General features: G+C 65.9%; 14 protein-coding genes and 2 pseudogenes. 7 read left to right on the top strand and 9 right to left on the bottom strand.

Annotation, left to right across the window (positions count from 1 at the left end):
• Positions 1-89 precede the first annotated feature (89 nt).
• Genes DIE02_RS03095 through DIE02_RS03075 form a run of 5 tightly spaced genes read right to left on the bottom strand, consistent with a single transcriptional unit; the run spans position 90 to position 4646 of the window.
• The gene (locus tag DIE02_RS03095) at positions 90-578 is read right to left on the bottom strand and encodes a phage protein NinX family protein (RefSeq protein ID WP_124528704.1); all 489 of its coding nucleotides are present in this window, start codon (positions 576-578) and stop codon (positions 90-92) included.
• A 12-nt stretch (positions 579-590) separates the two neighbouring features.
• Positions 591-1406: an endonuclease/exonuclease/phosphatase family protein gene (locus DIE02_RS03090; RefSeq protein WP_124521753.1), complete on the bottom strand. Its 816-nt coding sequence runs from the start codon at positions 1404-1406 to the stop codon at positions 591-593.
• Complete coding sequence (locus DIE02_RS03085) at positions 1397-3619, bottom strand: VTT domain-containing protein (protein WP_124528702.1); 2223 nt, start codon at positions 3617-3619, stop codon at positions 1397-1399. Before DIE02_RS03085 ends, DIE02_RS03090 begins: the two co-directional genes overlap by 10 nt.
• Complete coding sequence (locus tag DIE02_RS03080) at positions 3616-3954, bottom strand: hypothetical protein (protein WP_124528700.1); 339 nt, start codon at positions 3952-3954, stop codon at positions 3616-3618. The genes DIE02_RS03085 and DIE02_RS03080 overlap by 4 nt, the downstream gene beginning before the upstream one ends.
• Complete coding sequence (locus DIE02_RS03075; protein WP_124528698.1) at positions 3951-4646, bottom strand: MgtC/SapB family protein; 696 nt, start codon at positions 4644-4646, stop codon at positions 3951-3953. The genes DIE02_RS03080 and DIE02_RS03075 overlap by 4 nt, the downstream gene beginning before the upstream one ends.
• A gap of 179 nt (positions 4647-4825) precedes the next feature.
• On the opposite strand from DIE02_RS03075, the gene DIE02_RS03070 reads away from it, so the two are divergent.
• Positions 4826-5068 (top strand): DUF6566 family protein, encoded by a 243-nt coding sequence (locus DIE02_RS03070; RefSeq protein WP_124521841.1) that lies wholly within the window; start codon positions 4826-4828, stop codon positions 5066-5068.
• 133 nt (positions 5069-5201) lie between these two features.
• Here the strand turns inward: DIE02_RS03070 and DIE02_RS03065 are convergent, their stop codons facing one another.
• A complete protein-coding gene (locus DIE02_RS03065; protein ID WP_044843419.1) occupies positions 5202-5876 on the bottom strand; it encodes an HAD family hydrolase in 675 nt (224 codons plus the stop codon).
• Positions 5877-6077: 201 nt separating this feature from the next.
• Here DIE02_RS03065 and DIE02_RS03060 point away from each other — a divergent pair, with 201 nt between their 5' ends.
• From DIE02_RS03060 to DIE02_RS03040, 5 genes and pseudogenes are all read left to right on the top strand, one after another.
• Positions 6078-7262: a sugar transporter gene (locus DIE02_RS03060; RefSeq protein WP_044843420.1), complete on the top strand. Its 1185-nt coding sequence runs from the start codon at positions 6078-6080 to the stop codon at positions 7260-7262.
• A gap of 570 nt (positions 7263-7832) precedes the next feature.
• On the top strand, positions 7833-8096 hold the full coding sequence (locus tag DIE02_RS03055; protein WP_124528696.1) for an ESPR-type extended signal peptide-containing protein: 264 nt from the start codon (positions 7833-7835) through the stop codon (positions 8094-8096).
• Complete coding sequence (locus tag DIE02_RS03050; protein ID WP_124528694.1) at positions 8093-8440, top strand: hypothetical protein; 348 nt, start codon at positions 8093-8095, stop codon at positions 8438-8440. The genes DIE02_RS03055 and DIE02_RS03050 overlap by 4 nt, the downstream gene beginning before the upstream one ends.
• Before the next feature lie 27 nt (positions 8441-8467).
• Positions 8468-9049, top strand: a pseudogene (locus DIE02_RS03045) (POTRA domain-containing protein); the annotation flags it as partial.
• 39 nt (positions 9050-9088) lie between these two features.
• Positions 9089-9361: pseudogene (locus DIE02_RS03040) on the top strand (hypothetical protein); the annotation flags it as partial.
• 310 nt (positions 9362-9671) lie between these two features.
• Here the strand turns inward: DIE02_RS03040 and DIE02_RS03035 are convergent.
• A complete protein-coding gene (locus DIE02_RS03035; protein ID WP_124528692.1) occupies positions 9672-10910 on the bottom strand; it encodes an alpha-hydroxy acid oxidase in 1239 nt (412 codons plus the stop codon).
• A gap of 88 nt (positions 10911-10998) precedes the next feature.
• Positions 10999-11931: a glutarate dioxygenase GlaH gene (gene glaH / locus DIE02_RS03030; protein WP_124528690.1), complete on the bottom strand. Its 933-nt coding sequence runs from the start codon at positions 11929-11931 to the stop codon at positions 10999-11001.
• A 95-nt stretch (positions 11932-12026) separates the two neighbouring features.
• Here glaH and DIE02_RS03025 point away from each other — a divergent pair, with 95 nt between their 5' ends.
• Positions 12027-12935, top strand: a complete 909-nt coding sequence (locus DIE02_RS03025; RefSeq protein ID WP_124528688.1) for a LysR family transcriptional regulator — start codon at positions 12027-12029, stop codon at positions 12933-12935.
• A gap of 104 nt (positions 12936-13039) precedes the next feature.
• Here the strand turns inward: DIE02_RS03025 and DIE02_RS03020 are convergent, their stop codons facing one another.
• Positions 13040-13486, bottom strand: a complete 447-nt coding sequence (locus DIE02_RS03020) for a MaoC family dehydratase (RefSeq protein ID WP_221623410.1) — start codon at positions 13484-13486, stop codon at positions 13040-13042.
• Positions 13487-13531: the final 45 nt, after the last annotated feature.

Below are 13531 nucleotides of genomic sequence, written 5' to 3'. Positions count from 1 at the left end.
ATGCCGGGGGCGGCGCCCTGTCCTTTTTACATGAACGCTGGAGGGTCACTGCATCGCGCGCATGGCCCATGCCTCGGCGTCCGGCGTCGTCATATGCGCGGAATCGAGCGAATGTCCGAACTGTCGCCGGTGGCCGGATCGTCGTCCGCTTCGGGAAGCGGCGCACCGGGGTCGTAGCGCACCGGCGCGCCGCGCTCGATCCGGTGCGGAAACGGCGGCGGGGTATCGACGTCGTCGCCGAAGCGCGCGCGCACGAACGCGCGCAGCAGCGCGGTGCGCGCGTCGGGCGCGCGTGCCGCGCAGGTCGACGGGCCGTCGATGAAGCACGCGTCGCATTCGACGCCGTCGCCGCGCCGCGCGATCCGCAGGTCGCCGACGCGATCGAGTACCGCCCCCGCGTCGGCCCACGACGCCGACGGCGCGAAATGCGCGTCGAGGCGCCGCAACGCATCGCACGCGGCGGTCACGATCACCTGCGGCTCGATGGCCGTGAAGTACAGCGTGTCTTTGTCGTCCGCGCACAGTGCGCGTGCGCACCAGTAGTCGAGGGCCGTTCCGTCGAGTTCGTCGGTTCGCATGGGCATGCTCCGTCAGGTTTCGTCGGCGTGGTGCGCGTCGCGCGCGGGCGGCGTGCCGGGCGCGGACCGCGCACGCATGCGCGCGACGAGCGGGTAATGATCCGACGCGCGCCGGGCCAGCATGCTGCGATGCACGGTCACGTCGACCAGCAACTCGCCCGGATGGATCCAGATCCGGTCGAGCGAGAACACCGGGTACAGCGTCGGGAACGTGCGCGGCGCCGGCGCGCGGCGGAACCGCGTGACCAGCGCCTGCAGCGCACGGCCGCGCACGAACCATTCGTTGATGTCGCCCATCAGGATCACCGGCATCGCACCGGTGTCGAAAGCGGCGAGCAGCCGCTGCACCTGTGCGCTGCGTTCGTTCGCCGACAGCCCGAGATGGGTCGCGACCACGCGCAGCGTGCCGGCGCCGCAGTCGATGTCCGCATCGAGCGCGCCGCGCGGCTCGCGTGGGTGGAACGACAGGTCGAGCGTGCGCGCGGCGCGGATCGGGCAGCGTGACAGCACCGCGTTGCCGTAGCGGCGCTCCGGCGTGTCGATGGTCGGGCCGGCCACCGCGTGCATTCCGGTCGCGTCGCGCAGGTGCGCGAGCACGTCGGGCGCGCGCGTGCCGCCGAGCGGCACTTCCTGCAGCGCGATCACGTCCGCGTCGAGCTCGTGGATCACCGCCGCGATTCGATCGGCCGCGCGCGCGGGCCACGCACCGTAGCCGCCGCGGATGTTGTACGTCGCGATGCGCAGGTCGCGTCCGCCCGGCGCGGCGGCGGGCGCGCCGTCCGACGTGACGATGTCCGGCGGCGGGGCCGGCTGTCGGCTCAGCACCATCGTCGCAGCACCCTGACGAGCAGCACCGACACGCCGACCAGCGCGACGCCGATCGCCGCGAGCCACGCGAATGCGCCGGGGCCCGGATGGCGGAACGCGGCGGTCAGCTGGTGCGCGAAGGTGACCGTCAACACGATGCCCGGCATCATCCCGATCGCGGTGCCGACCAGGAAGTCGCGCAGGCCGATGTGCGAGGCGCCGGCGACCAGGTTCACGATCGTAAACGGCGCGATCGGCAACAGCCGCAGCACGGCCATCGCGACCACGCCGCGCCGGCCGATGTGTTCGCTGAGCCGGTTCGCGCGTGCGCCGGCGAATCGGCGCACCGCGTCGCGCCCGAGCCAGCGGCCGATCCCGTAGGTCGCGGCGGCGGCCGTCAGCGAGCCGACGGCCGCGTAAGCGAAGCCCGGCCACGCGCCGAACACGAGCCCCGTCGCGGCGATCAGCAGCGTGATCGGCACCGACAGCGTCGCGGCGACCACGTAGCCGGCCAGCAGCAGGGCGGGCGCGCCCGGCAGTGCCGCGGCGCGGGCCGCCGCCTGCGCGAGCGCCGCGACGTTCAGCGCCTTGCCGAGCGGCGAGAAGCGCCACGCGAACGCGAGCGCCGCGATCAGCAGCACGGCCGCGCCGAGCGCGAGGAAGCGCGCGGTCAGCGGGCGATGCTGCTCGCGCGGCAGGAATTCGCGGACGAACCGGTCCGGCTCGATCGGCTGCTCGGGGTCGAGCCGCGCGCTGACCGGCACCAACGCGTCGAGCTGCGGCGTCACGACCGGGTCGAGCACGCGCAGCGTGCGACCCGGTTTCGCGCGCAGCCGGTCGAGCGCGGCGTTCGGCCGGTCGCCTTGCGCGAACGCAGCGGCGACCGTGGCCGGCGGCGTGCCGAGATGTTCGGCCAGCAGGCGGTCGCGCAGGCCGGCGATCGCGGCGCGGATGCGCGGCTCGCCCGCCGCGACGAGCGCGATGCAGCATTCGGTGTCGAGCACCATCGACCGGTTGTTCAGGTTCGCGCTGCCGATCACGATGCATTCGTCGTCGACGATCTCGATCTTGCTGTGCACGTTCACGCATGCGTCGCCGAGGCCGTCGACGTGCGGGTACAGCAGCCGGTAGCGGCCGAAGCGGTCGGCGGACTTGAGCGTGTCGTGCAGCCGCGCGCGCAGCACGCCCATCGTCGCTTCCTGCAGCCAGCCGCTCTGCACGCGGGGTGCCACGACCGTCACGTCCGGCCCGTGCGGGTCGGCCAGTCGCGCGGACAACGTTTCGCGCACCACGGCCGCGGTGAAATACTGGTTCTCGATGTACAGGTGGCGCCGCGCGGCGCGAATCGTGTCCTCGACGAGCGCGCGCACCTGTCGTACCGGCTCGCGGTCGCGGTGGCGCGGCGCCGTGTACGCGATGCCGAGCCGCACGTGGCTCACGTCGACGCGCGCGCCGGGCGGCCACGGATCGACGTCTTCGTCACGCTCGAGATGGCGCTGCGCGCGGATCGCGATCGGACGCCCGCATGCATTGCGCCAGCGCGTGCGCGCCTGCTCGCCGATCGCGGCGGCCGCGTCGCCGTCGAACATCGCCTGCACGTCGTGAAACGGGCCGTACGGCATGCCGCGGGCGTCACGGCGGCGCGGATCGTCGGCCGCGTGCGCGGGCGTATCCCAGCGCTCGCGCGTCAGGTCGAGCCCGCCGACGAACGCGAGCCGGTCGTCGATCACGACGAGTTTCTGGTGATGCGACGCGCCGCGCGGATGGGTGTCGTCGAGCCGGAACCGGATGCCGCGATGCGCGCGCCACGCGGCGCGATAGACGGGGGGCCAGTCGCGCTCCAGCGCGTAGATCATCGCGAAGTCCCACGCGAGCACGTAGATGCGCAGGTTGTGGCGCGCGGCCGCGAGCGCGTGCAGGAACGCGCCGAGCGTGTCGGGCAGCCCGTCGCCGGCGGCGTCGGCCGGCGCGAGGCGCATCCGGCTGTCGACGTCCCAGCCGACGATGAACACCGTATGGCGCGCCCGCCGCAGCGCGGCGCGCAGCGTCGCGAAATACGCGGCGCCGTCCACCAGCATCGCGAAGCGGTCCGCGCTGCGGATCGTGTCGCAATTGCGTCCGCATTCGAGCAGGCCGTGTCGCACCGGTTCGGCCGTGCGCGAGGCGGCGGCTGCCGCGTCGTCGGGGCCCGCCGTCGCGACGGCGGCGCGCGGCATGCGGTCCGGCGCGATCATCGGGTGTCGACGTCCAGGCCGCCGTCGATGCGTTGCAGCAGCGCGTCGCAACGTGCGCGCAGCGCCTGCAGTTCCGGCGAACCGGCGTCGAGCCGGACGCGTTCGCCGTGCTCGCGTTCGCCGTACGCGGCCGCGATGTCGTAGATGCGTTGCGCGATCGTCGCGGACGCGTTCGCGATCCGGATCCGGTCGAGCCAGCCGCATTCGGCGTGATGGCACGCGAGCCACGCGCGCAGCGCGCCGACCACCTGGCTGGTGGTGAGCCAGGCGCCGCCGCGCATGCGCGCGGCCAGCTGGCTCGACACGAGATAGGAAAGCAGGTCGGTCTGGGTCACGCGAAACTCCTTGACGAGGTGTCGGGACTGCAGGTCCGCACGCCGGCGATGCCTTGCAGGGATTCGCAGATCGCCGCAAATTCCGCGCCGCTCGTGCGCGAGAACGATATCGAGATGTCGTCGGTCTCGGGATCGTCGTCGGACTGCTGGACGATGAACCGCTTCACGCGCACGCGGCCCGCGCCGAGCGTGTCGTGCAGGACGCCGAGCGTCAGGCCGCCGCGCTCGACGACGAGCCGCAGCGTGCGCTGCTGCCGCTGCGCGATGAAGCGGCGCTCGAGCGGCTTCACGCCCGCCAGGATCGCGAGCACGATCGCCGTCGCGCCGATCGACGCGACGTACATGCCGCCGCCGGCGGCCAGGCCGACGCCGGCCACCGCCCACAGGCTCGCGGCCGTCGTCAGCCCGCGCACGACTTCGCCGCGCAGCAGGATCGAGCCGGCGCCGAGAAAGCCGATGCCCGAGACCACCTGGGCCGCGACCCGCGACGGATCGAGCACGACGCCGTATTGTCCGCGCACGTCCTCGAAGCCGAAGGTGGAGACGAGCATCACGAGGGCCGAGCCGACGCACACCAGCATGTGCGTGCGCAAGCCGGCGGCCCAGTTCAGCCGTTCGCGTTCGAGCCCGATCACGCTGCCGAGCAGCGCGGCGAGCAGCAGGCGTCCGACGAGTTCGATATGGCCGATCATCGCGGCCTCCTTTGTTGTCTGGCGGACCGGAGTGGTTCGATACCGGGCACGAACGCAAGACACGTGCCGGGGCGGCCGACAGCGGGCACGGCGCGTGCGCGCGGGGCCGACGGCGCGCGCGGCGGCCATGCGGCGCGCATTTTTTGCATCGCCATCGCAGATAAGTACAGGAGGCCAGGATGCAACATCAACAGGACGCACAGGTTCGCGACCCGTATCGCGGCCACGAGATTCGCGTATGGGCGCGGCGCAACGCACGCGGCGCGTGGGACGACGAGGTGCAGGTCTATGTCGACGGTGCCCGCATCGAGCTGATCGTGCCGGAGCCGGCAGGCTCCGAATGGTCGACGCAGGAGGAGGCGCTGCGCGCGGGCGTCGAGCGCGGGCGTTATCTGATCGACAAGCGGGTCGATGACGATTGATTCAGTGCGAATCGAATCGAATCGAATCGAATCGACCGACCCGGTTCGATCAACAGGGCGCGGGTGCGCGGCTCGGCGCTTTCGTGACTGCATGCCGACGCCGCGCGCGACCGGATCCGCTAACGCGAACGGTCTATGGCCGTGCCGCGATCTCGTCGAGATGCCACAGCAGATCCGCCGGATCGTCGTACACGCGCAGCGCCCCCGCGCGTTCCAGCTCGTCGCTGCCGTAACCGCCCGACAGCAGCCCGACGCCCAGCGCGCGGCAGCGGCTCGCGGCGAGCATGTCCCAGATGCTGTCGCCGACCACCACCGTGTGCTCGATCGGCACGTTCAGCTTCGCCGCGGCCGTCAGGAACAGGTCGGGATCCGGCTTCGCATACTTGACCTGGTCGCGCGTGACGACCACGTTCTTCGCCGGATCGACGCCGAGCGCCTCGAGGTTGATGGCGGCCGTTTCCATCCGCCCGCTGGTCGCGATCGCCCAGCGGATGCCCGCGTTCGACAGCGCGGCCAGCAGCTCGCGCGCGCCCGGCAGCGGCCGGACCTGCGCGCGCAGCCGCTGGTACGCGGCCGCGTGCAGCCGCGCGAGCCGCTCGACGCGCTCGGCGTCGATGTCGCCGGCCGTCTCGCGCAGCAGCTGGTTCAGGAACAGGCCGCCGCTCATCCCGATCTTGCGGTGGATGCGCCATACCGACAGCTCGATGCCTTCGGCATCGAGCGCTTCCTTCCACGCGAGCACGTGCTGATAGACGCTGTCGACGAGCGTGCCGTCGAGATCGAACAGAAACGACGTTTCAATGCGCATGTGAATCTCCCGGCCCGATGACGTTCGGGCAAATCGTCCGTGAAATGTCCTTCGACGCATTATCGGCGCGCGGCCGTGTCATCGCCATGTCCCGGCGGCGCGGCCCGCCGCGGCATGTCATGTGCCGCTGGTACAATCGCGCCGATGCGCCGGGCCGGCTGCCCGCGCCGCACGCGCCCCCAACCTTCGTCGAATTCCCGTATGGCAACCCCGGACGCCGTCAGTTCCGAACAGTCGTGGTGGGGCGTTCTGGCCCTGGCCCTTGCTGCCTTCATCTTCAATACCACCGAGTTCGTGCCCGTCGCGCTGCTGAGCGCGATCGGCGACAGCCTGCGGATGCCGCCGACCGACGTCGGCCTGATGCTGACGATCTACGCATGGGCCGTCGCCGTCGTGTCGCTGCCGCTCACGTTCGTCACGCGCCACGTCGAGCGTCGCAAGCTGCTGAGCTGCGCGCTGCTGGTGTTCGTCGGCAGCCATGTCGTGACCGGCGTCGCGTGGAATTTCACGGTGCTGATGATCGGCCGGCTCGGCATCGCGTGCGCGCACGCGGTGTTCTGGTCGATCTCCGTTCCGCTGGCCGTGCGGCTCGCGCCGAGCGACCGGAAAAGCCGCGCGCTCAGCCTGCTCGCGATGGGCACGGCGATCGCGATGGTCGCCGGCATTCCGCTCGGGCGCGTGATCGGCGAGGCGCTGGGCTGGCGCGTGACGTTCCTCGTGATCGGCGGCGCGGCGGCCGTCGCGCTGCTGATGCTGCGCATGACGCTGCCGGTGCTGCCGAGCCAGGGCGCCGGATCGCTTTCCAGCATCGGCGCGTTTCTCCGGAAGCCGGCGCTCGTGGCGCTGTATGCGATCACCGTGCTGGTCGTGTCCGCGCACTTCACGTCGTACACGTACATCGAGCCGTTCGTGCAGAGCGTCAATCATGCGAGCAGCAGCCGGATCACCTACGTGCTGATCCTGTTCGGCGTGGCCGGCATGCCGGCCGCGCTCTGCTTCAATCGCGTGTTTCCGGAGCGGCCGGCCGATTTTTTGCTCGCGTCGATCATCGCGCTGTCGGCCTGTCTGCTGATCCTGTTCCCGAGCGCGCTGAACATCGTCACGCTGTCGGTTCACACGCTGGTGTGGGGCGGGGCGATCGTCTGCTTCGGGCTCGCGATGCAGGCGTGGGTGCTGAAGCTGGCGCCGGAGGCGACCGATCTCGCGGTGTCGATCTTTTCCGGGCTGTACAACGTCGGGATCGGTGCCGGTGCGTTGCTCGGCAACCATATCGCCGGGGATTTCGGCCTGCCGTGGATCGGCACGTTCGGCGGCGTGGTCGGGATCTTCTCGGCCGGGATTGCGTGGGCCGCGTTGCGGCTGCATGAGCGGCGGGCGTTGGCGTAGCCGCCGCTGGGCCGGCGGGGGCGGCGATCGTGCCGCCGGCGCGTTGCACTGATCGCTGCGGCCCCGTCAATGCACAGGATGTTTACCGGCACGCGATGCGGCCGGTCACGACGCCGCGCCCGCGCGGTGCGCGCCCGCTGGGCGCCTTCAGCCTCAAACTCGATCGTTGTCCGACTTCAGGCACGCGTGCTTGGCATGCGTGATTTCACGTGGCGCCGCACGTGCACGCCGATCTGCCTCCATGTGTTCCCTGATGCTGCGATGCGTGAGCGGAAAATCGCGCGGTTGTGGCGCGCCTCGCTGAAGAGGTCGATCTCGTTGAGATCCTTTCCACGCTGCGGTAATGGGCCGGGGGATGTTAGCCGTCGGATATATCGTGGAAACTCGAGCAGCGAGGCTTGAGCGCAAGTCAATCAGTCACGTCTGAAATTCGAAATTTGAATCTCGTTTCGAAGCGTTTGACAATTGTTGACTCGCCAGTGCGAGACGCGCGGTTGTGTTCTGCGAGATGATGTGGTCATCAAATAATCGGTTGTACGCGGGTGTGCGATTTTCGAGTAGACCACAACAATGAACCAAAATAACTATCGGTTGGTGTTCAGTCGCGTGCGCGGCATGCTGATTGCTGTCGAAGAAACCGCCACCGCGTCGGGCAAGGTTGGCGGGGGCGAAGGCCCTCCCGTAGCGCGTGTGTCGCGTGGATTTGCGCGATTCGCGTTGCGTCACGCGGCATTTGCTGTACTGGTCTCGGCAGGCGCGACACCCATGTGGGCGAATGCGCAGATTGTCGGCGGCGGTGCGCACGCGCCTTCGGTAGGATTCGGAAAGAAATGAGCAATCTAACTGAAACGCAAAGGGAAGTGTGCGAGCGCTTCAATGCTCCATTTTTCGGCTGCGACATGAATCTAAAGGTCGGCATATCGCGAAATGTAAAAGAGGGAATCCGTCCTTTGAACGGGCTTCGCTTTGAGCCGGATAGCACGACGTGCGGCTGGTACATTTGGGCGGGTGAAGAGTTTTCAGAATCACCGGATTTTTTTGTGCCGCTTCATGCATTGCACCTTTCAGATTGGGCGCCATTGGTAATTCCTTACTTGGGGTTGCCGCCCGGTTGGCGCTTTTTAATTACTGAAGAATATGAAGACGTTTGGGAAGACAGCGATCTTCTTAAAGATTAATAAATTTATTTATTTTAGTGTGTGCGTATGAATAGAATCCCTCCGCGACTGGCGACGTTGTCGCTTGTACTCGCCGTACCGGTTGCGGTCCACGCACAGCAAACGCCGACGCCCGAAGATCGGGCCGCCGCCGCCCGCGCGAACGCGGAACGGGATCGACAAGCGCAGCAGCAACGCGACGCGCAGCGGCGTGACGCGGCGTTGCGCACCCCTTCCGTCCGGTCGGATGTACCGCGCGCCGAGACGTATCCGCCGTTGCCGAGCGAACAGCCGTGTTTCCGTATTGACCGCTTCGCGCTCGACGTGCCGGATTCACTGCCCGATGCCGCGAAGTCAGCCGGAGCGTCCGGGCTGCCGATGGATCGCTTCGCCTTCGCGCGTGAATGGCTCGGCCACTACGCGGGCCAGTGTGTCGGTAAGCAAGGCGTCGATACGATCGTCAAGGCGTTGTCTCGGGAAATCTTGGCGCGCGGTTACATCACGACGCGCGTAATGCTGCCGGAACAGGATTTGGCAACCGGTACGCTGAAGGTCGCATTGATTCCGGGCATGATTCGGCACGTTCGTTTCGCCGACGAGAAATTGCGCGGCACGTGGAAGACCGCGTTCTGGCGACGCTGATTGTGTTGCGCGCACTGTTCGGTGTGGCGGGCGACCTTCCCAGGCCTCGTTTACCAGCTTGGCAATCTGCTGGCATCGGTCAATGCACCATTACAGTCCGCGATCGCTGTGCAACATGCCAACAACTACGGGTATGCACTGGCGCTCGTGGCCGGATCTGTCGCCGTCACCATCGCGATACTCATCCTGTTCAGTCGCGAAAACCGGGGTGTCAACATGACCGCGGCATCGGCAACGGAAGCAAGCGGTGCGACGCCGGCTGAGGCATTCGCCACCACGCATTCATCTCATAACGCATGACTAGAAAGATCGCGAGATGAGTTCACTGTAAACGTCCGGATTGTTCGAGCGGGATGCCCTTTGCTACTCGATCAGCAGCTGACTGCGGAAGAGCGTCTGGTTCGCGAATCCGCTACACCTATGCACAGGAGCATCTCGCCCCCCCCCCCGTGATCGATGCATTTCGCCGCAAACAGACCGACCCGATAGTCTTCCGCGAGATGGGGCGATGCGAGCGGGCGGCGGCCGGCAGGCCGCACAACGCCGGAACACGCGTATGCCCCAAATCGCCTCCGGGCGCGCATCGCGGTGATATCGCGCGCTGAAACGTTCAGGCCAGTATTGCACGATCGATCTCTCCAATCGCTACCGTACCGAGCATCGCCATGTTTCGGTCGACTTCATCCCTTAGAAGGCCGATTGCATGTCGAACACCCGGCACGCCGCCCACCGCGGCGGCATACATGAACGGGCGCCCGGCAAATACGAACCTGGCACCGAGCGCGAGCGCCTTCAGAACATCTCCGCCTCGCCGGATCCCACCGTCCATCATCACGACGGTCTTGTCTCCAACGGCATCGCAAATTTGCGACAACACGGATAGCGGTTCGACCGCACCGTCGAGTTGACGCCCGCCGTGGTTCGACACGATGATCCCGTTTGCGCCAATCGCGACTGCGCGCGTTGCATCATCTGGGTGAAGGATGCCTTTGATGACCAGATTCCCGCTCCAACGCTGACGAATGTTTGCGATGTCCGACCATGACAGATGGTCGCGTCCAGTGGTGTCGCGTATTGCCGAAGCGGACAGCATTGGCGCCCCTCGTGTCGCGAACGAGTTCTCGAAGTGGGGCATTCCGTGATTGATCAGCGTCCGGGCGAACGTGCCGAGCAGCCAGCGCGGGTGGGCAATGCCGTCCATCGCGAGACGTAGCGACGGACGCAACGGAAGCGAGAAGCCCGTGCGCACGTTGTTTTCGCGATTAGCCCAGACGGGAATGTCGACCGTGAGGACGAGCGTCGAGAATCCGGCGGCTTTGACGCGCTCGATCAGTGCGTCGCGGCGAGTGGTGTCACCGGGAAGGTAAGCCTGGAACCATGTGCCCGGTGCCGCTGCATGGACCGTTTCCATCGGAATGAGCGAGGAACCGCTCATGATTGCAGGGATATTTTCATGCTTCGCGGCCGAGGCCAACACGATGTCGCCTCGGTATGCGGACATGGCACTGATTCCGACCGGTGCGATTCCGAACGGAGACGAGTAGGTGTGGTTGAAGATCGTTGTCTGCTGCGACCGGCAAGACACGTCGACAAGCACTCGCGTGCGGAACTTCAGGTGTTCGAACGCAGCCCGATTCGCCGCGTTCGACAGACCGTCCTCCGCTGCGCCTGAAATATAGCCGAAGAGCGGACGCGGCAGGACACGCCGCGCTGCCGCCTCGAAGTCCGCGAGCGAGAGGATCTGGCGGAGTCGCGGGGAGAGATGCTGTTTGACCCCGTAAGCTGCCTGTTCAATTCGCCCGACGGGCGTCGTCTCCTGCACAGTCGCGTGCTCTGCATAGTCTTTCATTTCATCGTCTCACTGTGTTGCTTCAAATCGCTGCGTTAGCCCGCCACGGTTGGTGTGTCCGACAACACGGCGAGCTGACGACGGCGCGTCAATACGCAAACCTGCCCCGCTGACGCATCAATTCACGGAACAGTGATTCGTTCGACTGGAAGGGCGCCCGTCCGTGGAGGTAGAAATAATTGTTCAGAACCACCAGGCCGCCAACCGGCAAAGAGACTTCCTTCGTGCCGGCCGATGCTTCCATCGACCTCGACAGTGCGCGGAGAAACGCCGCTTCTTCGCGGTTGGATGGCTGAACGAACTGGTCGATAAACGAGATCGACAGACCAAATTCGCCTTGAAAGAACAGCGGACGCTCGATCTGCTCGTTGACGTTCTTGGAGTCGGATCCTTTGTAGAAGAACGGCTTGGTTCCCAGCTTGTGATTGACGAAGCGATCGCGCTCTTCCCAGTCGTCGAGGTGCAGAAACCTTGATTCGCCGCCAACCGCGTTTCGTTCTGCGAATTTCATCATCAACAGCCAGTCCGTCGCGTCGCTCACGTACGTACCGTCGGTGTGCATCGTGAACAGCCGGTACGCCTGACGAAGATACGAGTCGCTGTTGTCGGTGTGCTTTACCACGAAGCGGGCGTAGTACGTTCCCGACATTGCGTCGTGATTGCTCGGGCCGAGGATATGACCGATGGCCGTACCGAACTTCACAAAGTCGGAAGGCTCCTGCGAAACGTCCTGGAGGCCGACGGTAAAGCCGCCATGCCGACGGTCCTTCACCAGTTCGATGAGCATGTCAGCAAAGTCGTTGCCGAAGCGCTCGACCAGCAGATCGGCCAGGTGATGGCGCATGAATGGGACATATTCGAGATTCTGAACGTCGATAGTGCTTGCGTCCGCGAGGAATCCGGCCAGCGCGCTGGGCTCGACCGTCACGTTCATGATGCGGTGATGCGTGGGATGCGCCGACAAGCGGAAAAGGGGGGGCCGATGCGTGATCGAACGAGGGTGGGTGATCAGTGTGTCCATGTTGTCCTCCTGTTGTTTCAGGCCTCTATTTGATGCCCCTTCTTTGATATCATCCAGAGGCAATCTGCGAATATTTATTCGCTTCTGGAGATTAAATGATCGATGCCCGTCAACTGCGATATTTCGTGGCAGTGGTGGAGGATCTGCACTTTGCCAAGGCAGCGGATCGACTTGATGTCGCACAATCAGCGCTCAGTTCGCAGATCCAGCGTCTCGAGAAGGAGATCGGCGTTCGCCTCCTGAACCGGAACAAGCGACAGCCCGTCACGCTGACCGATGCGGGGCGTTTGTTCCACGCCGAAGCGGTTGCCGCGCTACGGCATATTGAGCGTGCGGATCAGGTCGGCCGGTTGGCGGCCAGAGGCCTCGCCGGTGTCGTGCGGATCGGATCGGTAGCATCCGGTGTGAGCAGCGGTGTGCTCTCGAGAATGCTGCATCAGTTTCGGCTCACGCACGGCGACGTGCGAATCGAGGTCGTAGCCATGGAGACGCCGCGTCAGTTCGAGGCACTCGTCAGCGGTGAGATCGACGTAGGTATCGTGAGACCCTGGCGCCAACATCCGGCGGGCGTCGTGGCGACAATTGTGCAGACCGAATGTCTTTTGGTCGCGATGGCAGAAGACCACGCACTGGCGGCGAGCATGCACGTGTCGGTCAGTGACCTGAAAGATCAGCATTTCATTGCCCCACACTTCGATGATGACGACGGCGGATTCAGCGAGGTACTGACCGCGCTGGGGGTAGCGGGGGGCTTCGTCCCCTTTCTGGAGCATCGCGTTCATGATTTCATCGCCGCAATCAGTCTCGCATCTGCTGGCTACGGCGTGGTCGTCGTCCCGGAATCGATGCGTAACTTCACGCAGCCCGGAATTTGCTATCGGCCGATCGCGGATTTCGAATATCCGTGTCATCTCGCGATGGCCAGCAGGAACCGGGAGCTTTCACCCGCGGTTCGCGCATTCGTGAAGGAGTCTCTCGCGCTGTTCACCGTTCGCGCACCTTGAACGAGCTGAGCGACTTGACATCCGGCTCGGCGCCTGGCCGCTGACCGGTGTGAGCAGTCCGATTGCGTCGCTACAGATAGACAAGGCGTGGTCCCGGGCGGGCATCAACCGCGCCTGAACGCGAGGAGGCGGGCAACAGATCGCTGACACAGTTCGCCACGCTGGTTAAGCGTGTCGCTCTGCACCGTTACGACTCCGCGGTCCGGCTTCGATCTCGACGGCGAAATCTCCATGATCGTGCTGACGACATGCAGGACATCGCCGGGCCGGGTGGGGCGCGGCCACGTAATCTCGCTTCCCGCACCGATCACACCGCCTGCCAACGGAAGACTCTCTACCAGCAGCTTCATCGTGATCGCCGCTGTGTGCCAGCCACTCGCAGCGAGCCCTCCAAAGAACGTCTCGTTTGCCGTTTCCTCATCGAGATGGAAGGGTTGAGGGTCGAAACTTTGCGCGAACCGGCGTATCTGTTCGACGTCGAGCCTGTACTCCGAACTCGTGTATACCGCTCCTGGCATGAGGTCTTCAAGGTAAATCGGATTTGCGTTCATGAGGTTGCTCCTGAAAACAATGTGCTCGAACATCAGGCGATTCGG

The sequence above is a fragment of the Burkholderia sp. Bp8991 genome (assembly GCF_003853795.1).
Lineage (GTDB): Bacteria > Pseudomonadota > Gammaproteobacteria > Burkholderiales > Burkholderiaceae > Burkholderia.
This window is presented reverse-complemented; position numbering and strand designations above follow the sequence as displayed.

Bases quoted from the DNA above. Each gene is read 5' to 3' on its own strand.
- DIE02_RS03095 (WP_124528704.1), bottom strand. From the start codon at position 578: ATGCGAACCGACGAACTCGACGGAACGGCCCTCGACTACTGGTGCGCA.
- DIE02_RS03090 (WP_124521753.1), bottom strand. From the start codon at position 1,406: ATGGTGCTGAGCCGACAGCCGGCCCCGCCGCCGGACATCGTCACGTCG.
- DIE02_RS03085 (WP_124528702.1), bottom strand. From the start codon at position 3,619: ATGATCGCGCCGGACCGCATGCCGCGCGCCGCCGTCGCGACGGCGGGC.
- DIE02_RS03075 (WP_124528698.1), bottom strand. From the start codon at position 4,646: ATGATCGGCCATATCGAACTCGTCGGACGCCTGCTGCTCGCCGCGCTG.
- DIE02_RS03070 (WP_124521841.1), top strand. From the start codon at position 4,826: ATGCAACATCAACAGGACGCACAGGTTCGCGACCCGTATCGCGGCCAC.
- DIE02_RS03065 (WP_044843419.1), bottom strand. From the start codon at position 5,876: ATGCGCATTGAAACGTCGTTTCTGTTCGATCTCGACGGCACGCTCGTC.
- DIE02_RS03060 (WP_044843420.1), top strand. From the start codon at position 6,078: ATGGCAACCCCGGACGCCGTCAGTTCCGAACAGTCGTGGTGGGGCGTT.
- DIE02_RS03055 (WP_124528696.1), top strand. From the start codon at position 7,833: ATGAACCAAAATAACTATCGGTTGGTGTTCAGTCGCGTGCGCGGCATG.
- DIE02_RS03050 (WP_124528694.1), top strand. From the start codon at position 8,093: ATGAGCAATCTAACTGAAACGCAAAGGGAAGTGTGCGAGCGCTTCAAT.
- DIE02_RS03035 (WP_124528692.1), bottom strand. From the start codon at position 10,910: ATGAAAGACTATGCAGAGCACGCGACTGTGCAGGAGACGACGCCCGTC.
- glaH (WP_124528690.1), bottom strand. From the start codon at position 11,931: ATGGACACACTGATCACCCACCCTCGTTCGATCACGCATCGGCCCCCC.
- DIE02_RS03025 (WP_124528688.1), top strand. From the start codon at position 12,027: ATGATCGATGCCCGTCAACTGCGATATTTCGTGGCAGTGGTGGAGGAT.
- DIE02_RS03020 (WP_221623410.1), bottom strand. From the start codon at position 13,486: ATGAACGCAAATCCGATTTACCTTGAAGACCTCATGCCAGGAGCGGTA.